We start from the raw sequence: 24768 nt of genomic DNA, 5'->3' as shown, positions 1-24768 counted from the left end.
CCTTTACTCCAGTGTCAAGGTTACCGAAGAAGCGATACTCCAATCTCCAACTGGGTTTATTGTATACGTAGTACCCGGAGTCAACTTCCCATCATTTGTTAGGTCGAATACACCCGTCGCACCTTTTCGACTTGAATATTTATAAGTGGCCGTCAGAACATCCCCGCTAGCTGAAGTTAACGTTACACTTCGACCAGAGAACAGTTCATCCCCAGGGTCCTGGTCAAGTGTAACTTCAATGGATGTTCCGCTCACTGCTTGAGCACTTGCAACCACTAGTGCATCAAACGATTTCGCTGTAAATGAAGCATTTTCGATGTTGGCCCAATCCGAAGAAACCGTATATGTGACACCTGATTTCAGCGTTTGTCCCTCAGGCAAACGGAACTTCGGTTCTTGTTTGCCATCTGTGGATTGCGTGAACGGAACATATCTGGCAACGATAGGTTCGCCACCTTCTGGCGTAATTACAACTTGTCTTGCCTGCATGGAAGAGATGATTTGAACCGTTTTGCCTCCTGCTTGCTCTTGATCATTCAGCACGAATGCATTAGCTCCTCGACCACCGCTGTAAGCCGAAATGATGTAACCATAATCCACGACACTGTTGACTTGCAATGCTTCAATCTCGAATGTATCATTCGTTACTTGACTAACCGTTGTCATGTTTATTTTCGTGGCACTGCCTTCAAAGGAACCAGCGTCTTGGCCTTTGTAAGTCAGGTTGTACACTTCACTAGCATCTTGTACGGACGTTGGAACGATGTAAGTCGCAATCGACCCTGTTTTCAAACGGGGCATATTGGTCAACGTCAGCTCACCACTAAACGCAAAGTCCGTTTGTGCTTTGGCAAAAGCCTCATCCGCCGCTGTCAGCGGTTTGTCAAAAGTTACAATTAACGTAATGGCATTCAGTGATCTAACGCTCTTGATTTGAGCTTGCTCCGAAGGAATAGCTTGGTGTGCAGTTTGCAACAGCACTGCTGTCTCGCCGCGCGTTGCTGTACCGTTCTCGGAGTAGAACTCGCTCATCCAATGGTGAACGGACTTTACATCACGTTGCATCGCTTTGGATACGACCTGTTCGAGTTCAGCATCCGACACTTGAGTTTGCGGATTGAATTGTCCATCGTTAGCCTGCATGATGCCAAGTTCAACAAGCTTTGACGCATATGGCGCATACCATGCATTCGGATTCACATCCGTCAATTCTACGGTTTCTCCCGTCTTGCTCTCCAAATTAAACGTTTTGAAAACCAATGAAGCTAACTCCGCACGAGTAATTGCTCGATGTTCACCCATAGATTGATCTGCATACCCGTTCATGATCCCCAAGCTATTCAGATCCTTGATAGCAGCTTCAATCTGTTGTTGGGTAAGCTGTGTGGTTGTTGCCGCAATGTTAGTAACGTATGTAGCTGCATGTACTTGATTCGCAGTTAACGGGAACACTGCTGTACCTAATGCAGTTATGGTTAGAAATGTAGCGATTTTGCGGGTTGTAGAATTCATGGTTGAGTTCCTCCTCTATAGGTTGTAGTTGCCTGTATCTATAGAATAGAGGACAAAAAGAAACTCCCAAGGCTAAAGTTATTAACAAAATATAAACTGGCTCTAAATTTTCACGAAACTTATGCAGTAAACCGGTAGCCTGCACCCCAGACGGTCTCAATATACTCCGGATTTTTGGGGTCTGTCTCCAGCTTCCCCCGCAGTTTGCGAATATGGACGGTAACCGTTGCAATGTCTCCGGTGGAATCCATGCCCCAGATCCGCTCGAACAGATCGGATTTGCTGAATACACGGTTGGGATGACTCGCAAGAAATACAAGTAACTCGAATTCCTTGGTTGTAATCGCCACCTCTTCTCCATTAACAAAAACGCGGCGTGATCCTTTATCAATATGAAGTCCGCGAATGTGGATTTCATCCTGCTCAGCTGGTTTGTTTTTGCCAAGTAGTCTCTCGTATCGGGTCAAATGAGCCTTTGCTCGTGCAACCAGCTCACTTGGGCTGAACGGTTTTGTAATAAAGTCATCCACTCCCAGATTAAATGTCCGGATCTTATCGATTTCTTCCTTTTTCGCGGAAACGACAAGGATGGGCACCTCTTTTACCTCGCGAATGCGCCTGCAACATTCGAAGCCGTCGAGTCCCGGAAGCATCAGATCAACAATGATCAGATTATAGTCCCCCTCCAGTGCCTGCTTCAGACCTTCATCTCCAGTATGGCAGAGATCCACCGAAAATCCGTTGAGCTCAAAATAATCCCGTTCCAGTTCCGCAATCGTTGTTTCGTCTTCAATGATCAAAATGTTTGCCATTACTTATTAGTTCCTCTCTTCACTCAGCCGTTTCAGTTTGATATATATACTCGTGCCATCATTGGGCTGGCTTTCAGCCCAGATGAAGCCCCCATGTCCATCAATGATTTGGCGGGAAATTGCTAGCCCGAGCCCACTTCCGCCCGTTGAGGAATTCCGGGATTGTTCTGCACGATAGAAGCGTTCAAATATATAAGGCAGTGCCTCTTCAGGTATTCCCCTGCCATTATCTTTAAAGCCCATCGTAATCCATTTCTCATCAGCTTGAAGTGTAATCTCGAATCGTTTATGTTCATTCTCCATGTATTTGAGTGCATTATCCACCACATTAACAACGGTACGTTTTAACTTCTCCGGATCCACAGCAGCCATAGCGGGACCAGACACCTGGTTATTCCAATCCAGGGCAACACCTTTATCCTCCAGATCATATCTCAGCTCTTCTATGCTATCTTCAAGGAAATCAGCGAGATCAACTGTCTTGAACAGGAAAGGTTCTTGGTTCAAGTCGAGCTTGGAATACAAAAACAGTTCATCCACCAGCTTATCCATGCTAACTGCTTTGGAGTGAATGATATTAACATAACTCTCCATTTTCTCCGGAGTATTAGCCACGCCGTCACGAATACCCTCAATATACCCTTTGATATTGGTAATCGGCGTACGGAGATCATGCGAAATGTTGGAGATAAGCTCTTTGCGGTTCACTTCGTCCTGCTGACGTAACGCATAGGAGAGCTGTAATTGATTCCGCATGCTCTCAAACGCTTCGCTGAGTTGACCAACCTCATCATTGGAGTTTAGCTGAAGTTTAAAGGATAGATTGCCATCCTTAATATGTTCGGCTGAACTTCGTAGTTGATTCAAGGGTTTAATGAAGCTGCGCGTGATCCAGCGGAACAAGAGCAGATTTGCAATGATGAGAACGCCAATAAGCAGAAATGACATCACAGGCAGCAACTTGCGAGTAAGCTCCGCAAAGGGGCTTCTCTCACGAATGACAAAGATACTCCCCCGTTCCCCATCTGAATATTGAAAATCAAATTTTGCATACGCGTAAAATCGCTCACCAATATTGAAGGTGCTCCGAATCTGATAATTGTTAAGATCATAGGCAGGCAGTGCTTGCTTCAGTTCTGGCTGGTTGAAGGTCAGTGATTCGAAGATCTGACTATTCTCTCGTCTGATGTAGAGCCCTGACTTCTCAGCTCGAAGCTTCATATCATATTCACGCAACAAAACCTTGTTCTGCAGGTCATCCGGGTCATTTTTGGCCAGAAACTTCATCTCTTGAAAGATCGATTCTCCCTGTTCAGTCAGGGGGTTGATCTGATAATGTACCTTGTATATATCACGGAAACTCTGTAGATCCCCTGTAGCCGCAATCGTATACAGACTTGCCGTAAGCAGGATGAACAGTAGACTTATAACAAGCATGCCCGTGAAGGACAGCAGCATTTTTATTCGAATTGACATGGGTTCCCCTTCTCAAGCAAACAATTGGATTAGTTAGTGCACATGTTAACACAAGATGGATTCTATTGCCCATATGTAAAAAAGAGCTTTCTTTTTCATTATATATGTTGACAGTGATAATCGTTATCAATAATGTTGGAGTAAGGTGCACAACGATTCATCTTAGAATGACTGGCAAACACTTTTGAAATGAGGTACGTAATGTGAAAGTAGACGTTAATCAGTTAGCAGCGCATTTTGCACACATTCCTTTTCAAGTCGAAGGAGTATATCGATATGCTAGAAATCCAGGGGTTCCCCAGGCTGACTATACCGATTCTTTTCCTGGATTTGTATTTCCTCTTACAGGAAAAATACAATTTCAATTTGATGGTACACCCTATATCTTTTCACCAGGAAAAGTTGTACATGGCGGCGCGAAAATGAAACTGGATCAAACCGTGTTTCATAGAACGGACTGGGAATACATCCTCGTTTTATACCGGATATGTAGTTCGGACCTCGAAGAGACAAGCTTTTCTCATCAGCATTTTGAATTATCAACGGGTCAGTCCCCACGTCTGATCGAATTAATCACGCGTCTTTGGCATGTGTATAATCAGCGCGGAGGTATTTCAAAGTTTCAGACCGAGATGCTGTTTCGCGATGTACTGAATGAGACTTTAATATATGTTGATCATAGGCAAAATAGTTGTGAATCAGATGTTTTATTCGAACGCGTCTCTACCTATATCCAAGAATACTATGATCAAAGTCTGACTGTCGCATCGCTTGCAGAACAAAATAATGTTAATCGAAATCGACTTTCCTACGTGTTTAGAAGACATGCAGGTATGGGTCCAGCAGAATATGTATTGAAATATCGTATAAACATGGCACAGCAAATGTTATTGGCAAGTGATGCGTCTGTACAACAGATTGCCGAGACCGTTGGCATTGCTGACCCCTTTTATTTTAGCAGAGTGTTCAAGAAACAATATGGTATTTCTCCTACGGAGTATCGTCTGAAGTTCATCAATAATCCATCCTGATTTCAATAGGCATCCATGTTATACAAAAGCTTAGATTAGTATACTGAACATATAGGATTAATACACAGGAGGAATGACGATGCACTATCAAGCAATTAAATTAAATGAGGAATTTTCGAAATTAAATGATCTTTGGTCTCCGAAACTCATTGGTGAAATGAATGACTATCAATTTAAGATCGTTAAGATTGCTGGAGATTTTGAGTGGCATGTTCATGAGGAGACCGATAAGTTATTTTTTGTGCTCGAAGGGGAAATGATAATTGATTTTCGTGATGGCCAAGTGAAGATTTCCAAGGGCGAGATGTATATTGTCCCTAAGGGAGTCGAGATCAAACCTTCCGCCGAAAAGGAATGTCATATCATGTTGATGGAGCCTGGAAGCGAAGTAAACACTGGCGTGGCTGCGTTGGGATAAACAACACTTCGTTCCACGTAGTTTGTTGTACTTATTCATTTATCGGCAAAGAACCAAGATCTTGTCCTCAGTTTGGGACAGGAGCTTGGTTCTTTTATTACAAAAAAAAGCTATTACAACCCGAGATCATCAGCGAGTCCTTCAACACCTGTGAAGATGGAATCCCCGTAACCCCAGAAGTTGTTGAAATCAATAATGTAGATTTTTTTGTTTTTAACTGCGTTAATGTTTTGTACCTGTTTGTTGGCAAGCAGCTTTTCAATCGTCTGCTCAGGATCAATACCACCTGCATACCTCGAAATAATCATTGCATCCGGATTAATCTCGATTAACTTCTCCAGACTGAGTGTGCCAGTTTCATTAATCAGCATATTATGCATATTGATTAATGACATTGCACTTTCAATAAACGTATCACCATTTCCGTTGTAGATTCCAATAGTTCCATCACCATTATCCGAAAAAGATGCATAGTTGATCTTTTCAGCGCTAGCTCGAGCCGACAACGCATTCTCGCGTACTTTTAGCGTCTCAATATATGCCGCTGCATTCGCTTGTACGTTGAATATCTCACCTAATTCAGTAATGTCCTGATACAGACTATCTAACGATGCGTCAGGAACACTGGTGCTTTGTACATACGTTTTAATCCCCATATCATTCAAGCTGCTTACTGTACCAACACCCCAATCCGCATCCTCAAACAATCCACCACGCCCTACAACCAGATCAGGCGAAGCGCCTATCGTCACTTCCTTACCTACATAGCCTTCAGCCAGCACAGGAATTTGTTTGAATTCGTCAGCAATATCTTCAGGTACACTACCGAACAGCGCCGCCACTCCAACAATTTTGTCAGTCAAACCAAGACGGATCATTAATTCAGCCGCACCTTGTGTATTGGCAACAACTCGTTCAGGGACCTTATCGAAGGTTTGTTCTTTAGCCACCCATGTTCCATTTTCAGTCGTATAGTTTGAAACGATTAAAGGATACGTTGTTTGAGCAGCACCTGAAGCGTCTGCATTCGATTTCTTCTCATCTGTTGCAACATTTTTCGCTGCTTGCTGTGAGTTATTGTTTGCCTGATCGCTACCATCACTACTACTGGAGCAGGCTGCAAGTACAACAACAAGTGCAGCAATAAAACAAAATAACATTCCTTTTTTAAAGCGTGTAGACATTTAATTCTCTCCCTTTGAAATCCTTAATTTTCTATTTATGCATTATGTAAAATAGTTATTGTCAGTATACAGCAAATGTCGAATCTCGTAAATGATAATTATAATCATTCTCAATTGATAAGAAAATGGACATTCTCCTCTCCGTCTTTGCTTTTACTTTCGTCATGAATAACCAAAAAAGCCGATCAATTTGTATCCATTGATCGGCTTTGCTTGATACTATTTATTCTCCAGTTGTTCTATCTGCTCTTACCAACCGCGGTTGGACATGCGATCTTCTGGAGCCAATTTAGAAATTTCGATCCCTTTCATAGGGGCGCCCAAGTTTTTGGATACTTCGGCAATCAGTTTGTAATCCGTGTAATGTGTTGTCGCTTCAACGATTGCACGAGCGAATTTCTCCGGGCTATCGGATTTGAAAATACCTGATCCTACAAACACACCGTCTGCTCCCAGGTGCATCATTAAGGCTGCGTCCGCCGGAGTAGCTACACCGCCTGCTGCAAAGTTAACGACAGGAAGTTTTCCATTTTCATGAACTTCGCGCAGTAGCTCATAAGCTACACCCAGATTTTTTGCTTCAGCGTACAGCTCGTCTTTGGACATGTTTTGCACTTTACGGAGCTGGCTGTTAATTAGACGCATATGACGAACTGCCTCAACAATGTTGCCCGTTCCAGGCTCACCTTTTGTACGAATCATCGATGCACCCTCACCAATACGGCGAAGAGCCTCTCCCAAATCTTTGGCTCCACATACAAATGGTACAGTAAACTCATGTTTATCGATATGGAACACTTCGTCTGCAGGAGTAAGAACTTCACTTTCATCGAGATAGTCCACACCCAGGGATTCAAGCACTTTGGCTTCTATGTAATGACCGATACGTGCTTTAGCCATAACTGGGATAGATACAACCTTCATAACCTCTTCAACGATGGTTGGATCTGCCATGCGAGCTACACCGCCTGCTGCACGAATATCGGAAGGTACCCGCTCAAGAGCCATAACAGCTGTTGCCCCTGCCGCCTCAGCGATTTTAGCTTGCTCTGCATTCATAACGTCCATGATGACGCCACCTTTTTGCATCTCAGCCATTCCTCTTTTTACACGATCTGTACCTGTTTGCATGATTGTATTCCTCCTATTAACTTTGGGTGGTTTTCAATAAAGGCATCGCTCTAATCTATGATTTAGTATAGAATGAGAATGGTCATATAAAAAGATCCAATATTTTTGGTTTTTATTGTACCACTTCAATGATAACTCTGGAGGTCCTATGCAATTTCATGTAGCTTACAGTTCATATTTGAACCGAAAATATACCAAGATGAAGGCTCTCTATCATGCCATTCGTGATGCAATCCATGAAGGTAATCTTATACATGGAGAGAAGTTACCCTCTACAAGAGAGTTAGCCGCGACATATCACATCTCCAGAGGAACCGTGAATCAGGTCTATGATACGTTGACTGCACAAGGTTACATTCATTCAGAGCATGGAAAAGGAACCTTTGTTGCTTACCAGTTGGATTTGAACAATAATGCGTCCACCGAGAAAGCTTGTACGCATCACTTATCCGCCTGGGGGAATCGTATTCAGCAGTTTGAACAGCAGTCGATTCAAAGAAATGCACCAGCCAATGCTCATACACTTGATTCCGGAATGAATAGCGACGAAGTGATCGACTTTAGCAAATATCAACCTGATTTCTCCAAGTTTCCTTACGATGAATGGAATAATCGATTGTATGCAGAGATAAGGCAGCGTGAGCATCACCTGAAAACAACCTCAGCTATGGTTAGTTCAACCGGAGATCCAAAATTGAGAGAAGCCATTGCTGCCTATCTTCGGAGGATGCGGGGCATTCAAGTTGATCCGGATCATATTGCAGTAACTGCAGGCTCCATGCAAGCTATAGCTCTACTCACTCAATTACTTGCAGATCCTGGGGATTATGTCGTGACAGAAAGTCCTTGTTATGTCGGGATTTCTAAAGCCATATTGGCTGCGGGCGCAAAGTTGATTGAAGCCAATCTCGATGGTCAGGGAGTTGTGCCCCAAGACTGGGAAGCACGAATGTTGTTTGTCACGCCGTCACGACAATTTCCTACTGGTGAAATGCTCAGTCTCGAACGCAGACAAACCTTGCTGGACTGGGCACAGCGGCATGATGCCATGATTGTTGAGGATGATTATGATAGTGAATTCCGATATCGCGGAATGCATGTTGAACCACTGAAAACACTCGATAAAGCAGGACGTGTAATCTATCTGGGCAGCTTTACAAAAACCTTGCCTTTAGAAGTACGACTTGGTTATGTCGTTCTTCCCCCTACCTTGGCAGATACTTTTAGAAAGGCACAGGCATTATACGAGCCAAGACCCGTCAACCTGATCGAACAACGGGCATTAGCTGCATTCATGACAAGTGGTCAATATGAACGTCATCTGCGCAGAATGAATCGATTATACAGTCGGAAATTCCATCTGTTACTCAAACTTTTGAACAAACACCTCTCTACATGGTTTGATTGGGTGGAGAATGAAGCGGGTCTACACGTGTTTGGTTGGTGGCGAGGTAATGTGACCACTTATGAGGCCTTTCGGGAATCGGCTAGGTCACAAGGTGTGGTATACTCAGAAGTCAGCAGTTCAACGTCTGTTGGTATGAAGTATGGTATCTATCTGTCTTTTGCACATTTGTCAGATGAACAATTACAGGAAGGCGTATCCAGATTAAAAAATGCCGTTACAACTGCATTGTGAGGTAAATCGTCTCCAAAGTAAGTACAAGAAGATCATCATTCGGAAGAGGGGCGATCGTTATGAATTGGTTAAATGAACTTTATACAATAAAAAAGCAGGAACCGGACAAGGAAATCGAACGTTCTTTGGTTAACGCCATCTTCCGAATATATGACCGGTTCCCCCGAATTGGCCTTAGAGAGCGGATCGGACAACAAGAAATGTCTCTTGATATCGCCGATGCTTATATCCATGGACATAACGCCATGATTGAAGCTGGTGTCGGAATTGGTAAGTCTTTTGCGTACCTGATCCCAAGTCTGCTCACGAATCAAATGTCTCAGAAACCAGTCATTATAGCTACCTCCTCCATTCAGCTTTCGGAACAGATACATAAAGATTTAAGGATTATTGGTAGTCGGTTGGGATTCTCAACGGTTCGCTCCGTGGTGGGGAAAGGCATGGGTCAGTATGCTTGCCGAAGTAGAGCGGCGGAATTGATCAGTCTTGATGATGCAAACTCCTCCGTGTCTGCCCTTGCGCAGAGCATATTAGATTATGAAATTGATGAAAGAGCCGATATTAAAGCTGGAGTTAGTGATGCCGAATGGTCCCACGTTTCCGTGAATGATTGCAAATTTGAACGTTGTCATCACAAAAATGCATGTTTGTTTTACGATATGAGAGCGAAATTAAATGCAAAAGCTCACGAGATTGATTTTATTATCGTGAACCAGGACTTGCTCATACGAGATTTGATGAAGAAAAAAGAAGGAACCAAGAGTATCATCTCAGAACAGCCTGCTCTGATCGTTATTGATGAAGCGCATAATCTGGAAGCAAAAGTTCGGGATGCCAGAACACTCGAGTTCACTTATCGGGGAATCTGCCGCATTCTGGATACCACGGTGCAGCTTCTAACGAAACAGTCCGGGGATAAAAGTCTCTTCTCACAATCCAAGTTCATCAAAAACTGCGCTGAGCGCATCTTCAAACAGGTAAACGCGGATTTGCTCCACCATGCCAAGCAGGATAACGACCGAATCAAAGTGTCGGAAATCAAAGGAATACCGTTGAACCATGTATCCAATAATTTGAAAGATTTCAGTCTACGCCTTTCCATTTTGACCTCCCGCCATGAGCGAGAGATCGATGACGCTTTTGAAGCCATCAACGGGCTTATTACCCTCATCCATGTCTTATCTGAAACAGAGCACAACTATCTCTTGTGGGCTAGTAGCCCCCTGGGAGTAGCTACGATCAGCATCTGTCCCAAAGATATAAGCCAATTTCTGAAATACGCTTTATTTAATAGCAAGGTACCTGTAATCCTAACATCAGCAACACTGTGCCAAGGCGGGGATACGCTGGAGGAACAATATTCTTATATGACGCACTCCCTCGGTTATAAGGGAGATTTCCTAGAGCGCCAACCCTCTCCTTTTGACTACACCAACCATGCCATGATGTATATTTCGAACAAAGTTCCATATTACCAACATGACCAGCGCGAAATCTATCTTGAAGCAGCTTATAAGGAATTGGTTCAACTCTGTAATCTAACTCAGGGAAGAACAATCGTCCTGTTTTCAGCAAAAGAGGACATGAAGTACATTCACAAAAAGTTGATCTCAAGGGCTAATGAATATACGTGGGCACTCCATGTTCAAAAAGAGGGATCTTCCCAGGACAGTGTCATCGCCGAGTTCAGGAAAAGCAAAGGAGTGCTCCTGGGTACCGGTGTATTCTGGGAAGGTGTGAATATCGAGGGGGCTGACCTGTCACAGGTCATTATTTTCCGGCTGCCCTTCCCTGTTCCATCGGATCCTGTGTATGAATATAAGGCATCTGTAACGGAGAATCCGTTCATGGAGGTGTTTGTACCGGACATGCTTCTGCGGTTACGGCAAGGAACGGGACGCTTGATTCGTAGTGAAACGGACCTTGGCATACTCAGCATACTTGACTCCCGTCTCAGCGCAGCGGCTAAAAAGAGTTACCGGGAACAGGTGCTGGACACGTTACCGTTTAAAAAAGTGACGGAGGATTTTGCGGTTTTGGAGAAGTTTGTCCAAACTAAGGGGATACGACGAACGGATTAGAAGTGAATAACATGTAACCTTGAAAAACTGCCTAATTACAGGGGTCCCGCCAACATTTTAACGAAAATATACGCTAAGCCCTCGGATGTGACCAGCTTAGCGTTTATTCTTACTCTAAGCCCAGCAATCCGGGTGGCAAAACCCTGACCACCGGTCATTCAACTTCTTGTTCCTTCAGCGGACGTAATGAATTTAGAGACGTATTCTGCCTGAAATTGAACTTGTATTCACCTAAAAAATTGATATGCTCCCATCCAAGCGGAGAAATATGATTTAGTAGCTCTTCCTGAAGCTTTCCTTGCTTTTTGCGGTGTTCGGTTGCCTGCTGTAGATAGACGGTATTCCAAACGCTAATTGCATTGATGATAATATTCAATGCGCTGGCCCGTTGGAGCTGGTCTTGTAGCGCACGTTCCCGCAGTTCGCCGTGTTTGCCGAAGATTATCGCTCTGGCCAGTGCGTTCATGGCTTCTCCTTTATTTAACCCCCGATGGATTTTTCGCCGCAGCGCCTCGCTCGAAAGGTAATCCAGGACGAAGATCGTTTTCTCGATACGTCCCATTTCTCGCAGTGCTGTAGCCAAACTGTTTTGTCTTGCATAGGAACCGATTTTCCCCATAATGAGTGATGCTGAAACGGTACCTTCTCGGATGGAGTGAGCCAGCCGGAGTACATCGTCGTAGTTCTCTTGAATGATCTTTGTATTAATCTGTCCGCGCAGCAGCTTTTCCAATTTTGGAAAATCGGAAGGTTTCCCTATAGCGTAGAGCTTGGAATCAGCCAAGTCGCGTAAGCGCGGCGCAAAACGAAACCCAAGCAAATGCGTTAAACCAAAGACTTGATCAGTGTAACCGGCTGTATCCGTATAATGCTCCTCGATGTCTAAGTCCGTTTCATGGTGGAGCAAACCGTCGATGACATGTACGGCATCCCGAGCATTCGTATTGATGACTTTCGTATAGAACGTGGAAAACTGATCGCTTACGAATCGATAAATCGTAGCACCTTTTCCGGTCCCGTAGTGTGGATTCGCATCTGCGTGAAGCGACGAAACTCCGATCTGGACGCGCATTCCATCAGAAGACGAGGTCGTACCGTTCCCCCAATATGAGGGCAGTGCCAGCTTGTGATGAAAATTAACAAGAACAGCCTGTGCTTTATTCATTGCGTCTTCGTACAGCCGCCATTGTGCTGTATTGGCCATTTGCCGATATGAAATGCTTGGCGTGGCTTCAGCCATCTTTGTAAGCCCAATGTTCGTTCCCATTGCCATAAGGGTAGCCATAAGGATTGTCGTTTCTTCCTCGTTCGGAGTGCGGTTACTCGAAGCGTGAATAAATTGATCTTGAAAATTCGTCCAGTTGGCTACTTCCATGAGCAGATCTGTTAGCTTGATTCGTGGTAGCAACTCATAGAGGGAAAGGCTGAAATTCCGTGATTCATCGGGAACATCTTTCTCCAAACGCTCGATGTGCAATTTCCCGTTCTCCAAATTAACGCCGTCCAGCTCGTCGATATGGTCCGAAACCCAGTTTAATCTTTGAAGAAGCGCTCCAATCCGTTCTTCAAGATATTCCTTTGTAGACAAGCTGACGGCAAGTTTCGTAGAGTTGGTATCGATGCCATTCCATTCAGCTTTCGGTACAAGGTATGCCTCGAAATCCTTATGTTGACGGCTACGATTTTAGCAGCGTTGGTGTGTATTTCCGTAGCGCATAGAATTTCTTTTCCAGCAAGTCCAAATAGTCGTAATCTACGGGCCGCGCAAGCCGTTTAGCTTCTTCCACGGATGCGACGATCTGATCCCACGGCATAACGGCATCAAGCGCAACAAACGGATCAATTCCTTCACTTCGTGCCTTAATAAGCGCAGCCCCAAGATCGGCAAAGTGAACAACTTTTTCGTTGATCGATTTACCGTTTTGTTTTTGAATTTCCTCTTGGGCTTTTCTCCCTTTGGAGAGCAGTATCATAATCTGCCTGTCGTGAATCTCGAAAGCCATATCTGTCAAATCCTGAATCAGCTCTAATAGGTACGCTACTAAAATAGCGTACTTTTTCGGATCATTAAAACGGCGAAAAGAATGAGGTTCGTAACGCGAACCGATTTTTGAAAGCTGCCGTAGCCGGTTCGGATGGATGCCTTTCGTATCGGCTTGCAGTTGCAAGTCCCTTATGTATTCGAGCTTTTCAATAACCTTCAAAAAAGAGTCCGGAGAACTGGTACCTGGTATTTCCCTGAGCCATGCCAAGTAGGTTTTGCTGCTTTCCGGCATGGTGGTTATGACGCGATCCAGCTTAGCAATTTGTAATTCTGTCAGTGAACTGTTGAGTAGTTTAAATATTTTTTCCTCTGTCCGTTTGCGTGTTTCCCAAACTGCTCTTTCAATCGTGGCCATTAAAGGTAGGATGATTTTACGCTTACGTAAATCTTCGAGTGCAAGCTGAATCAGGTGTAAGGGATTTCCGTTTGCCATTGCATGGCTAAAAAGATACTTGCACAAAGAGCGATACTCGCTCAAGGTAAATGTCTGGTAGCCATACTCTTTCCGGATTTCATCCAGATGCTCATATTTCGTAGCTTCCCGTTCGCCGTAAGAAACAAAAGACCCCACATCGGCATTGATTTGCTTTGCAATATAACGAAGAACATGAACCGGCACTTCCTTTATTTCAGAAAGCGTCCAGCCGAGATAGCGAAGTACGCATAGTTGCACGGCAAAGCCGAGTCGATTATAATTTCTTCGCCGCTGCTGGATGATTTCAAGGTCATGCTGCGTAAATGTGAAATAAGTGCCCAATTCCCATTCGCCGAGATCAGGCGGTATCTGCAAATATTGCAGCCGTTCCTCCGGAGTCAGTAGTTCCCTTACTCTCGCGTACATCGTTCTCTTCCCCCTATTGCCAAGCTATTTTTTCGACTTCCGCTTGCAGATCCGCACGGGTTGCTTTGACGTAAATCATGGTTGTATCAAGACTATCGTGTCCCATAATTTGCGCCAAGCGGTGCAACGGCGTGTTTTCTACCATCACGTACCCGAACCGATGCCTAAGATCGTGGGCGCTCAATCCTTCGAGCCGGGCTATTTTCATATATTTTTGAATCAAATGACGTAAAGCACGTTCGGTTAATCGATCACCGGTTTTCTCCGATTGAAACAGATAAGGACTGTCCGGAGGGAGCTCTGCCAGATATTTTTCTAAAGCAGTTCTACACGTAGCGTTCAAAGGAACTTCCCGCTGTTTATGCCTTTTTCCTGATCGGACCGTAAGCTGGCCGCTCCGCTTGCCGATTTGAATATCTCCTGGAGACAGCTCACACACTTCCATTGTTCGTAAGCCGGTGTGAAACATCACGATTAGAATTGTCTGATCCCGAAGGGAACCGCTGTGCTCAACTGCAGCGATCAACGCAGCTCTCTGTCATCTGTCGTGGGCTCACTTTTTCTTCAGGAACCAATTTAACTGGCTCCGAAGGATCGCGACGTATCCTAGATTCCTGTGTGGCCCACTCGAAAAAACGTTTCAGGGTTATAAGCCGGCGGTTAATGGTCGCCGGTTTCAATTCCATAATTTTTTTGCGCAGCTTCCCGATATCGAGTTAATGTTGGAGTCGCCACATCTTCAATTTGAAAGATGACCTCTTCCTCTTGGTGGTAGGCTGTCTCAAACCAACCGATAAAATGTTTCAAGTCGCTTGTGTATTCTTTCAGTGTCTTGGGATTCAAATCTTCTTGAGTGGTAAGAGCTTGAATGAAGTCCTGAATCGTCTGCTTGCCCTGTTCAGAAATCCCGGTTTTCTCTCTCATATGCAAAGCCTCCGAATCTTGAATTACATTAGCGGACATGCTTTTCTTATCTTATTCAAAACATTAGCGGTCATATAATAAATACAGGCTGCTTTCGGCGTTCTCTACAATGAATGATTTTGTCCTGAATTATTTTTTTAAACCAGCTGCAAAGTATGGACCATTAACCGTAATGGTCGTTAGGATACGGGCCATTTCCTGAGGAGATTCTTTCATGCCACTTTCCAACCATTGTTGAATGACCCCTATTATTGCCGTTCCCATATAGGCAGCTAAATATTGTCCTGGAACAAGGAGATTTTCTTCCTTTACATATGCGCTTGGATTATTTCCATAGAGTGTTTCCCACATAAATTGTTTCAATTTTGTTTGAAAAGATAAATCCCCTTTGGGACCTAACACAGCTTTCATAAATCCACTATGAAGATTTAAATACTCAAATAAGGAAACGGTTAAGGAGAATGGTGTCAACGTCTGAGAGTCAGTTTCAAGAACGGTAATCAAATTGGGGAAGTTTTGTTTCGTAATTCTAGACATATCAAGCATGATTTCCTCTTCACATTTAGTCATTAAATCAAATTTGTCTTGATAGTGCGCATAAAATGTGCCCCGATTAATTCTCGCTCTGGTTGTTATGTCTTTAACCGTAATAGCCTCGATACCTTTTTCATTTATTAATTCTACTAATGCGTGTCGTATGGACTCTTTGGTCCGAATAACTCGTAGATCAGTATTTAAACTCCGCAAGAAAAACCCTCCTTGATTTTAATCCAACACATTGCTTAAAGGTGTTCCATAACCAACATGTTTGCCATTTCTAATTATTGAACAGAACCTAATCCGATTTTATAATTTGAAGTGTAATAAACAACAGGTTGTCTGTTATTATAACGCAACACCTAGGAGGGTGAACAGCCAAATATAATAAGCAAATTTTGCATTAAATAAGTAACGTTTGGGAAACTTGATTTCAGACGTGGGCTATTTGACGCTTACTCCACTTTAGCTCGATCAAAACCTTCTTGACAAACATGACGAAGCAGACCGAGGCGGTCATTCTGGTTAAAGGGGGCCGAGCATTTCGCCCGGATGCGGAGCGTGATCTCGACCATAATTAAGCAAAAGCTAGCTGTACTGCTAACGTTGATTTCATCACTTTCAGATCAGCTACGGTTCGTTTAGTCCAGCGCAGTAACAAAATGTAAAGAATCAAAGAATGCAATTCATTAAAAATCAAAGGATGATACGACTATGGATAAAGTAAAAGAAATGATGTTATTCAACCAATCATTTGAATATATCGATGATGGAGTAGAGCATGGTATACTGAGCAAATTTAACCCGGGTACAACGGTGCTAAAGAAAGGCTATCAAGTAGATCAACGTTTTAAGGCACTTCCGTGTGATGTGATTTTTGAAAAAGATGTACCGGTAAAACTTAGAGATGGTGTTACAATCTACACTGATGTTTTTCGTCCCGCTGGAGAAGAAAAGGTTCCTGTTATTATTTCTTGGAGTCCTTATGGTAAGGCAGCCGGTACAGCCCCAAGATACACAAATCTTTTTGGCATGATTGGTATACCTGATTCAGAACTTTCGGGTCTTCACAAGTTCGAAGGCAGTGACCCTGCTTACTGGTGCAATCATGGTTATGCAGTTTGTAATCCTGATCCGAGAGGAATTGCACATTCTGAAGGCGATATCTATATGATTGGTACACAAGAGGCTCGTGACTGCTATGATCTTATTGAATGGCTTGCAGAACAGGAATGGTGTAACGGTAAGGTCGCTACAAGCGGTACTTCGTATCTTGCGTTTTCACAGTGGTTCATTGCTGCTGAGCAGCCGCCCCACCTTGCAGCAATAAATCCGGTGGAAGGCTTGGGAGATGCTTATCGCGACCTCATTCGTCGCGGTGGTATACTTGATGTAAACTTTGCATCTCGTCTGCAAGTTAACCATGTACATGCTGGTGAACCTGTTCGGAGAGAAGATGTACATGATGAAGGGCTTAAATATCAATTTTCCAACTGTGAATTATGGGAAGATAAAATCGCCAAATTTGAGAATATAACATGTCCGGCTTATGTTGTAGCAAGTTACAGCAATACACTGCATACTCCGGGTACATTTCGCGCATGGAGAAATCTGCCCAAGGAAAACAAATGGCTTCGTATCCATGACAATCAGGAATGGCCGGATTTCTACAAGGAAGAACAGCAGGAAGACCGCCTGAAATTCTTCGACCATTTCCTTAAGGGAATAGATAACGGTTGGGAGAAAACACCTGTGGTGCGGTATGCGCTTCACGATTTTGAAGGTGGTCATTACGAAGGTATAGAGTCTGAAACGTTCCCACCAGAAGGAACGGTATACAAGAAGATGTATCTTAACGGAGTTACTCGTAATCTTTCAGAAACACTTGCCCAAACAGATGTGCCTGCAATTTATGACAGCGAGTCCTCTCTTGCACAGGCATCATTCCTCTATAAAGCAGAGGAAAAGACAGAACTTGTCGGTTATCCTAAAGCAAAACTTTATGTTGAAGTTGACGGAAGCGATGATATGGATATACTTGTATATCTCTATAAGCTTGATAAACACGGAAATCACCTTCAGCAGTTTGTAATTCCAAATATGACTGCAAGGATGCATGATCTAACAGACCGCGGCGGAAGTGTTTTAAGATATAAAGGCAGCAACGGTCGTCTTCGTGTATCAATGAGACACCTTGATGAAGAAAAGAGTACGAATGAGGTGCCTGCATATACTTTTGATCGTGAAGAAAAGCTCCACAAGGGAGAAATTGTAGAGATTGAAATTGAGATGTTCCCAATTGGAATGCTCCTTTATCCGGGAGAGCAACTTCGCTTTATTGTAAGCGCCAAGGATGAAGTTGGTGGCATAATGCCGGGTACACCTGCCGCACCACCGGTAAATCATGGTAAGCATATTATTCACTGCGGTGGACAGTATGATTCGTATTTACAGCTACCTTTTAAAGTAAGCGTCAAATAGCGCCAACCTAGCGGCTATCATTTTCTCCCACTGATTCAACTTTCCCGGTCAGACTTTTCGGAAAATTTTGGAATCGCTGCTGCTTCAGCCGCGCCTTGTACGTCTTCAGTAAAAACGGAAATCACCTTTCAGCAGTTTGTAGTTCCAAATATGACTGCAAGGATGGCATGATCTTACAGACCACGGGCGGTTGAAGGAACTTATGATTCATTCCTTCTGGTACCAGTGATTCCTCAATAAAATTAGTGAAAGTCTGAGTCCCGTCAAGGAGCGAAAATTCCACTGGCGGGACTTATTGCGGTTAATTTGAGCCTTGCTGTCTTGGAGGGTTACTTTTCTCACTCCGGCTAACCGTGGATAAATTGTCCGTCGTTTCAGCTTAGAGTAAGAAAAATGCTAAGTCGAATTCAATTTAAGGCTTAGCGTATATTTTCGTTAAAATGTTGGCGGGACCCCTTACATGAAATGGCCCTTCCGCTCATAAAACGGAGGGGCTAATTTCATGCTGTAGGATATATGCTACAATATATTCCATATCTAAGAATCCCAAAGGAGGCATTACCATGGTTGAAAGACCAACTACTGAGGAATATGCAGCTTATTATGAAGGGTACATCCAGCTTGTTCCTGAAGGGAACATCATCGAACGCTTAGAGCTGCAAGCCAACATCATACCAACTTTGCTCTCTTCATTGACAGAGGAGCAAGCTAATTATCGTTACGCCGAAGGCAAATGGAGCGTGAAGGAGGTCATCGGCCACCTTTTGGATAACGAACGAATCATGAGCAGCCGATTGCTTCGCATCGCCAGAGGTGACCAAGCGAATCATCCCGGTTACGATCAGGACGTGCTTATGCAGACCCACCCTTTCAATACGTATACGCTGGCCGATTTGAGCGAAGAATATGCTGTCACACGCCGCTCAACTATTCTTATGCTCCGTCGCCTCACCCCAGAAGCATGGCTCTGTCAAGGGATCGTCAGTGATAATCCTGCTTCAGCTCGATCGATTGCATTTGTTATGGCTGGACATGAGCTCCACCATTGTTCAGTACTTCGCGATCGCTATTCGTTAGATTTGAAATTATAAAATTCATTTAAAAAGACTTTGAACCTGCATTCGCTGTAGGATCAAAGTCTTTTCTCATCAGTCGTTTTATCGTTCAAATTATCGTTCAAAATGAATCAGATGTGCATCCTCTCGCAAAGATAACGTGGAATACTCATGTAGAATTGGAATGTTCCCATTGAATTTAATGGGCAGTACCACATAGCTGGATTGGAAGTAATCCGATCCGTTCCAGCGATCTGCAAAGTACAGGTACTCCTCCTCTGATCGCTTCAGCACAAACGCTGGTTGCGTTCGATACGTCGTTTCATCGCCAAAGTCGCTGAGCATCCCCCATGGTCCATCCATCGTATCAGCCATCGCGTATTTCCCTTGATTGGGAGCCCAACCCGTGCAAAATGAGGTCACCATATAATACTTCCCTTTTCGTTTGAAGACGGCTGGCGCCTCTCGATATTCCCCCTGCCACAGCTTTCCGACAAGACTTTCCACATTAAGATAATCTTCCTGCAGGCGATAGATGTGCAGGTCCGCATTGTCTCTGGCAGCCGAAATAAAATAAGCCGTCCCGTCATCGTCTTGAAAGAGCGTGCAGTCACGCGACATATACCCATACGGATTAAAGCTGCCATGGTAAATGAAATGACTATCCGGAGAATCCGATGTGGCAATGGCGCATGCGGCATCGTTGTAATGGTTACCATTCTCATAGTGAACCCAGAGGACATACTTTTTGGTCACCGCGTTGAAAAGCACTTTAGGCCGTTCGAGATTTACCTTTCCACCTTTCTCGCTCACTAATGTCAGATTTGTCCGAACTCGAACGGGTGCAGCTGGCGTAGAGGTGGTCAAGATATGGTTTCGAAACTCCCAGTTGAATAGATCTTTGGAACGGTAACAACTCACATATATATAGTCTCTCCGATCTTCGCCATACCAGTAATAATAGTCGTCATGGAATAACATATGTCCACCATGGGCATGGATCGGCTGACCGCTTGAATCATTCCAGATGCCACCATTGGTTAATTGATTATTCACACCGTTACCTCTCTTCTTTTAGGAACAACGTTAATTGGTGTCCGATCCAAATACCTTCACTTCCCATAGTCTTGGCGTGTACCAATTGTTGGGATTGTTATGAAGTGCCACATTTTGCATATTAATTCGTACATACCTCGCATTAATGCTAGATAGCGTATCTGAGGTGAAACCGTAAGATGTGTTGTTGGTTCGATCCAATGCTACGGTCCAGTTTACATTATCCGTGCTGGTCTCAATTTTGTATTTGTAAAATCCTTCAGAGCCTTTTTGCATCCACCAGGAGATTTGCACATTATTCAACTGCTGAACAGAGCCGAGGTCGACCTTCCACCAATGTGGCCAGGAACTACCTGTGCCGACCCATTCGGTTTGATAGTTACCATCATTAGCATAACTTGCAGGATTTGTTCCAGTAGCCGTTTGGGCTGTTGCCGGTTTGCCTTGTGACAGCAGTTTTCCATTTTGAACGGGAACGACAACATCATCGCTTGTGTTATAAAGGACTTGATCAAAATAATCATAAAATGCGTAACCATCAGAGAACCAAACGGGAAGCAGTCGTTCCTCTGTTGTTCCGTTTTGTGTACCTGCCCAGCCGAACATCCAGCGATACGCAACCATAACCACGTTGTTACCCGTATCTGGCTTCACCCGCATGACGGAACCCGACTGCGCCGAGAAGGTTGACGTGTTGCCAATTGTCCGTAATTCAGACCAATCTCCGTCTATGCTCGTTGCTGATGAATACAGGGGGATACTCGGATACCAACCTGCCGCTTGGGAAGAGAACAAATAATAAATGTCATCTTTTTTGATCATTTTGGGCAGTTCCCTGTGTTGATTTTGGTAAATAACTGAAACTTGATGATCCACATCCAGCCAATCGGAGGTCAACTTATACAGAATAGTGTCCGAATTATTATTGGCCGTAGAGATCAGATACGCCGAATCATCATCATCTTTGAAAATGGAGATATCCCGCGATTGGTTCCCTTCCGGCCGAAAGCTTTTGTGAAATGTAAAGTCTTCTCCAGGTGTGGCCGAAGCGACCGATACTCTGGCAAGTGTGTAGTCTGTACTGTTTTCATAGTGAGCCCAAAAAACAAATTTGTTCGTAGGTGCATGGTAGAGGATATTAATCCCCTCAAATTTAGAATTCGCCAGATCGGGATGATCCGTGTAGGAAAGGACCACTTTGTCGTTACCGTATGTGATGTCATCCGTTGACGTCTGTTGAATCATTTCGCCAAAACCACCTGATGACTTTTGCACGAAATTGAATCTGTAGTAGGTGTCTCCAACTTTAAGTTCATTCGGGAGCATGAGCGTAGATTGCGTTGTGTTATCAAAAGTTGTGAGGTTTTCTGGAAGGCTGTAAGGGGTATATTCTGGCGAGACAGCGGAGGTTAACAAGGAAGTTCCGCCATATGACTTCACTTGATATTTGTACGAACTACCTATGTTGAGGTCATAATCATCCATCGTTGTACCGGTTAAGGTCTGTAACAACTGATAGGGTTCATCGTTCTCGGATCTATACAATTCGTATGCAGTCGCTCCCTGGACAGGTGCCCAATGGATTTTGGCATTGGATACTTCGGATTCATTCTTCAGCACAAACAGTGTTGCAGCAATATGGGTCTCTTCACCAGCAGCGTGAACGGTTTGAGCTGAGGACGTTAAATGAACTGTTAACAACATCAATGTAATGACAATAACAATCCACGGTTTACCTTTGATCATGTCTCATCATCTCCTTTTTTAGAAGACCAACCTTCCTGTTGCTGGAAGGCTGATCCAGGTGAAACTAGACTTTATTTCAAATTCATCAGTGTCATTACATCCGTCTCGCTGGCTTGGTTGTACCATTCGTTAACTTCTTCAATCACGGTGTCTCCGCCTTTTTCATGCCACTGTTTCACAAAGGTATCAAATGCTTCAAGCGGCTCATTGCCATATATGATTTTGGTGAACGTCTCTTGTTCCATGGTGGTCAACTGTTCCCACACATTTTGCATCGTTGGCGTTGGTGGACCGTTAAACTCATTTGGCAGTAAAACATCTCTGTTTTCATACGAAATCCGATATCCGTCCTGAGTCGTTTGATCCTTAGAAGCGCTTTGAATGAGGACGCCCGTGTCGGCTTTAACTCCATTCGCCAGATCGTAGTAGGATTGGCCGGGGCCATCAACACTCGGTGTATTTTTAGTAAATGCCATTTTCCCAACGCCCTGCACAGCCTCTAATGGCGTATTGAATTTCGTTGGATCAAAAGTGACTTCATCGTTAACGATATCGTAATCGTATCCTTGAGCGTACCCGTACTTGAAATCCCCGGTGCTGAACGCCGCATCGTACATTTTATCGTAGTACAAGAAGAAGGCTTCCATATTCTGAAAATCCTTGTTAAACATGAACACACCATCGTTCAACTGGGCGGATTGATAGGTCTTATCACCGTTCACGCCTTGAATGGTCGGATAAGCACTAATTTTTGCACCCTCCACATTTTTCTCCACGTCCTTCACACTGTCGTAAAGCCAAGGACGACCAATGATGATACCAGCTTTCCCCTCCGTAAAATCGGACAGAGCATCCCACGCCCCTTGGGTGGCCAATTCTTTGTTCAAGTACCCTTCCGCATACCAATCGCGTAACTTGGCAAGTGCCTCTTTGTTGCCAGGAGCCACAGATCCATAGGTGAGTTTGCCATTGTCGTTATGCCATTGCCTTGGAAGATGTTTGCCCGTGTATGCGCTGAATATCATGACCGGATCGCTGACCCAGCCCGTATTGTAGGAATCTTTACCTGAAAAAGTAAAGCCGTATGTGTCTTTCTTGCCGTTCCCATCTGGGTCCTCATTAGTGAACGCCGCGATGACTTGTTCAAACTCATCAATCGTTGTTGGCGCTTTCAATTTTAACCTGTCTAACCAGTCCTGGCGGATCAACATAACTTCGCCTTCCGTCAAATTCGGCGCAATCGCCATCCCGTAGACCTTGCCCTCCCTAACCACTGGATTGAAGGTGGTTGGGTATTGTTTGTATATTTCTTTTATCCGGTCAGGCATGTAGGTTGAGATGTCTTCTGTAATCTCATTGACTTGCCCCGACTCAATCAGATCATTGACCAGCATGGTATCATAGACGGGCAGAACGTCTGGTAGTTTCTCGGAACCCGTCAACGCCAGCCGCAGCTTGGTATTATATTGTGAAGCATCACCTCCCAGCAGGGTGGTTTGGATTTTGATACCCAGGTTTTGTTCGCCCCAGCGGGTCAATACATTGTCATTCAACGTCTCACCGTTGATGTACTTTCCAGCATTTTCATCCTGCTGTTTGGCGATGGTGATCGTAAACGGTGGATCATATTTACCGTCCTTAAGCACCGATGCCGGTGCGGTCTCGGAAGCACTCTCCCCTTTGCTACAGCCAGCCATAAGAACAGCCGACAGCATAACCATACTTACCATTTTCCATAAATCGGTTCTTTTCTTCATGGAAACATGCCCCCTTCACTCATACTCAATTTGTTTTCTATATAAGTTCAACTAATTGCATATTTACACTGGCACTCCGATGACAGAACAACCTTCCGATCGCTGTTATCGTGTAAATTTTAGTTGAACTTATATAGCGATCCAATTTTTCGTCATCCTAATTATTCTTTGACGGCTCCTAGTACAATCCCCTTCACGAAATAACGTTGTAAAAAAGGATAGACCAAAATGATCGGAAGCGTGCTTACAAAAATTTGGGCTGCCTTGATACTTTGTTCCGACATGGCTGCCACCTCGGACTGGCTCATCGCCATATTTTGCATATTGCTCTGCACAACGACCGTCTGTAAGAACGAAGCCAACGGATACTTACTTGCATCCGACATGTACAATATCCCGTCAAACCAGGAGTTCCAGTGGCCCACCATAATGAACAAGGATACGGTCGCTATGCCAGGCAGAGATAATGGTAAATATATTTTGCTGAGAATTACGAAAAAGGACGCTCCGTCAATGAAAGCTGCTTCTTCCAGGGCTTTGGGAATCGTTTTGAAAAAATTGACGAGAAGAATCAAATTATAAGCACCGAAAGCTCCCGGTAACACAAGCGCCCATATAGTGTCCTTTAATCCGAGGGCTGTGATCAATATGTAAGAAGGTATCAATCCCCCCGAGAAGAGCATAGTAAAGATAAAAAACCACATGAGCACGTTGCGTCCCCGGAATTCCTTGGACAAAGCATATCCTGCACAGGTAAGGATAAACATGCTGATGGTTGTACCCAATACGGTTCGAGTGATGGATGTTAACATGGCACCGTTGAAATTAGAATTGTTGAATGTTTTTACATAGGCGTCCACGTTGAACCCCACCGGCCAAAATGAAACCATATTACCACTAATGGCCGCTTTGCTGCTGAGCGATTGTGCCAACAGATGAAGCAGTGGAAGAAAACACGCCAGACCCGCCAGTATCATGAACGCGTAATTAAAATAGGAGAATACTCTATAGCCTGTCGTTTTATGGTACATGATCCCTCTCCC

Annotated in this window: 16 protein-coding genes and 2 pseudogenes; 6 read left to right on the top strand and 12 right to left on the bottom strand. The window is 44.1% G+C overall.

The genetic code is table 11. The features are described from left to right. Positions 1 to 3 precede the first annotated feature (3 nt). From J2Z28_RS16895 to J2Z28_RS16885, 3 genes are all read right to left on the bottom strand, one after another. Complete coding sequence (locus J2Z28_RS16895) at positions 4 to 1512, bottom strand: S-layer homology domain-containing protein (RefSeq protein ID WP_211083377.1); 1509 nt, start codon at positions 1510 to 1512, stop codon at positions 4 to 6. A gap of 119 nt (positions 1513 to 1631) precedes the next feature. Continuing rightward, positions 1632 to 2324 carry a response regulator transcription factor gene (locus tag J2Z28_RS16890; RefSeq protein WP_047843050.1) on the bottom strand — a complete coding sequence of 231 codons (693 nt, stop codon included), beginning with the start codon at positions 2322 to 2324 and terminating at the stop codon, positions 1632 to 1634. A gap of 6 nt (positions 2325 to 2330) precedes the next feature. Then, a complete protein-coding gene (locus tag J2Z28_RS16885; RefSeq protein ID WP_211083376.1) occupies positions 2331 to 3800 on the bottom strand; it encodes a sensor histidine kinase in 1470 nt (489 codons plus the stop codon). Between the two features lie 203 nt (positions 3801 to 4003). Between J2Z28_RS16885 and J2Z28_RS16880 the strand changes: the two genes are divergently transcribed. Continuing rightward, complete coding sequence (locus J2Z28_RS16880) at positions 4004 to 4831, top strand: helix-turn-helix transcriptional regulator (protein ID WP_211083375.1); 828 nt, start codon at positions 4004 to 4006, stop codon at positions 4829 to 4831. A gap of 79 nt (positions 4832 to 4910) precedes the next feature. Beyond that, a complete protein-coding gene (locus J2Z28_RS16875; RefSeq protein WP_211083374.1) occupies positions 4911 to 5249 on the top strand; it encodes a cupin domain-containing protein in 339 nt (112 codons plus the stop codon). Between the two features lie 113 nt (positions 5250 to 5362). Here the strand turns inward: J2Z28_RS16875 and J2Z28_RS16870 are convergent, their stop codons facing one another. Both J2Z28_RS16870 and pdxS read right to left on the bottom strand, forming a co-directional pair. Beyond that, positions 5363 to 6433: an ABC transporter substrate-binding protein gene (locus tag J2Z28_RS16870; RefSeq protein ID WP_211083373.1), complete on the bottom strand. Its 1071-nt coding sequence runs from the start codon at positions 6431 to 6433 to the stop codon at positions 5363 to 5365. 249 nt (positions 6434 to 6682) lie between these two features. Then, positions 6683 to 7567, bottom strand: coding sequence for a pyridoxal 5'-phosphate synthase lyase subunit PdxS (gene pdxS, locus J2Z28_RS16865; protein ID WP_200868523.1), 885 nt, complete (start codon positions 7565 to 7567; stop codon positions 6683 to 6685). A 145-nt stretch (positions 7568 to 7712) separates the two neighbouring features. On the opposite strand from pdxS, the gene pdxR reads away from it, so the two are divergent. Then, positions 7713 to 9203: a MocR-like pyridoxine biosynthesis transcription factor PdxR gene (pdxR, locus tag J2Z28_RS16860; RefSeq protein WP_211083372.1), complete on the top strand. Its 1491-nt coding sequence runs from the start codon at positions 7713 to 7715 to the stop codon at positions 9201 to 9203. A 59-nt stretch (positions 9204 to 9262) separates the two neighbouring features. Then, positions 9263 to 11284 carry an ATP-dependent DNA helicase gene (locus tag J2Z28_RS16855; RefSeq protein ID WP_211083371.1) on the top strand — a complete coding sequence of 674 codons (2022 nt, stop codon included), beginning with the start codon at positions 9263 to 9265 and terminating at the stop codon, positions 11282 to 11284. A 154-nt stretch (positions 11285 to 11438) separates the two neighbouring features. On the opposite strand, the pseudogene J2Z28_RS16850 reads toward J2Z28_RS16855, so the two are convergent. From J2Z28_RS16850 to J2Z28_RS16840, 3 genes and pseudogenes are all read right to left on the bottom strand, one after another. Continuing rightward, positions 11439 to 14169, bottom strand: a pseudogene (locus J2Z28_RS16850) (Tn3 family transposase). Positions 14170 to 14182: 13 nt separating this feature from the next. After that, a pseudogene (locus tag J2Z28_RS16845) lies at positions 14183 to 15093 on the bottom strand (tyrosine-type recombinase/integrase). Between the two features lie 129 nt (positions 15094 to 15222). Then, positions 15223 to 15840: a TetR/AcrR family transcriptional regulator gene (locus tag J2Z28_RS16840; RefSeq protein ID WP_211083370.1), complete on the bottom strand. Its 618-nt coding sequence runs from the start codon at positions 15838 to 15840 to the stop codon at positions 15223 to 15225. Positions 15841 to 16344: 504 nt separating this feature from the next. Here J2Z28_RS16840 and J2Z28_RS16835 point away from each other — a divergent pair. Next, on the top strand, positions 16345 to 18111 hold the full coding sequence (locus tag J2Z28_RS16835; RefSeq protein WP_211083369.1) for a CocE/NonD family hydrolase: 1767 nt from the start codon (positions 16345 to 16347) through the stop codon (positions 18109 to 18111). Positions 18112 to 18674: 563 nt separating this feature from the next. Further along, the gene (locus J2Z28_RS16830) at positions 18675 to 19202 is read left to right on the top strand and encodes a DinB family protein (RefSeq protein WP_211083368.1); all 528 of its coding nucleotides are present in this window, start codon (positions 18675 to 18677) and stop codon (positions 19200 to 19202) included. Positions 19203 to 19280: 78 nt separating this feature from the next. On the opposite strand, the gene J2Z28_RS16825 is transcribed toward J2Z28_RS16830, so the two are convergent. From J2Z28_RS16825 to J2Z28_RS16810, 4 genes are all read right to left on the bottom strand, one after another. After that, complete coding sequence (locus tag J2Z28_RS16825) at positions 19281 to 20222, bottom strand: family 43 glycosylhydrolase (RefSeq protein WP_211083367.1); 942 nt, start codon at positions 20220 to 20222, stop codon at positions 19281 to 19283. Positions 20223 to 20252: 30 nt separating this feature from the next. Further along, positions 20253 to 21968 carry a discoidin domain-containing protein gene (locus tag J2Z28_RS16820; RefSeq protein WP_211083366.1) on the bottom strand — a complete coding sequence of 572 codons (1716 nt, stop codon included), beginning with the start codon at positions 21966 to 21968 and terminating at the stop codon, positions 20253 to 20255. 71 nt (positions 21969 to 22039) lie between these two features. Next, positions 22040 to 23725 (bottom strand): type 2 periplasmic-binding domain-containing protein, encoded by a 1686-nt coding sequence (locus J2Z28_RS16815; protein ID WP_211083365.1) that lies wholly within the window; start codon positions 23723 to 23725, stop codon positions 22040 to 22042. A 161-nt stretch (positions 23726 to 23886) separates the two neighbouring features. Beyond that, complete coding sequence (locus J2Z28_RS16810) at positions 23887 to 24756, bottom strand: carbohydrate ABC transporter permease (RefSeq protein ID WP_017688372.1); 870 nt, start codon at positions 24754 to 24756, stop codon at positions 23887 to 23889. Between the last annotated feature and the right edge of the window lie 12 nt (positions 24757 to 24768).

The sequence above is a fragment of the Paenibacillus xylanexedens genome (assembly GCF_017874615.1).
In the GTDB taxonomy this organism is placed as follows: Bacteria; Bacillota; Bacilli; order Paenibacillales; family Paenibacillaceae; genus Paenibacillus; species Paenibacillus xylanexedens.
The sequence above is the reverse complement of the archived record's forward strand: the minus strand, read 5'-3'. Positions and strand labels throughout refer to the sequence as shown.

Bases quoted from the DNA above. Each gene is read 5' to 3' on its own strand.
- J2Z28_RS16895 (WP_211083377.1), bottom strand. From the start codon at position 1,512: ATGAATTCTACAACCCGCAAAATCGCTACATTTCTAACCATAACTGCA.
- J2Z28_RS16890 (WP_047843050.1), bottom strand. From the start codon at position 2,324: ATGGCAAACATTTTGATCATTGAAGACGAAACAACGATTGCGGAACTG.
- J2Z28_RS16885 (WP_211083376.1), bottom strand. From the start codon at position 3,800: ATGTCAATTCGAATAAAAATGCTGCTGTCCTTCACGGGCATGCTTGTT.
- J2Z28_RS16875 (WP_211083374.1), top strand. From the start codon at position 4,911: ATGCACTATCAAGCAATTAAATTAAATGAGGAATTTTCGAAATTAAAT.
- J2Z28_RS16870 (WP_211083373.1), bottom strand. From the start codon at position 6,433: ATGTCTACACGCTTTAAAAAAGGAATGTTATTTTGTTTTATTGCTGCA.
- pdxR (WP_211083372.1), top strand. From the start codon at position 7,713: ATGCAATTTCATGTAGCTTACAGTTCATATTTGAACCGAAAATATACC.
- J2Z28_RS16855 (WP_211083371.1), top strand. From the start codon at position 9,263: ATGAATTGGTTAAATGAACTTTATACAATAAAAAAGCAGGAACCGGAC.
- J2Z28_RS16835 (WP_211083369.1), top strand. From the start codon at position 16,345: ATGGATAAAGTAAAAGAAATGATGTTATTCAACCAATCATTTGAATAT.
- J2Z28_RS16830 (WP_211083368.1), top strand. From the start codon at position 18,675: ATGGTTGAAAGACCAACTACTGAGGAATATGCAGCTTATTATGAAGGG.
- J2Z28_RS16820 (WP_211083366.1), bottom strand. From the start codon at position 21,968: ATGATCAAAGGTAAACCGTGGATTGTTATTGTCATTACATTGATGTTG.
- J2Z28_RS16815 (WP_211083365.1), bottom strand. From the start codon at position 23,725: ATGAAGAAAAGAACCGATTTATGGAAAATGGTAAGTATGGTTATGCTG.
- J2Z28_RS16810 (WP_017688372.1), bottom strand. From the start codon at position 24,756: ATGTACCATAAAACGACAGGCTATAGAGTATTCTCCTATTTTAATTAC.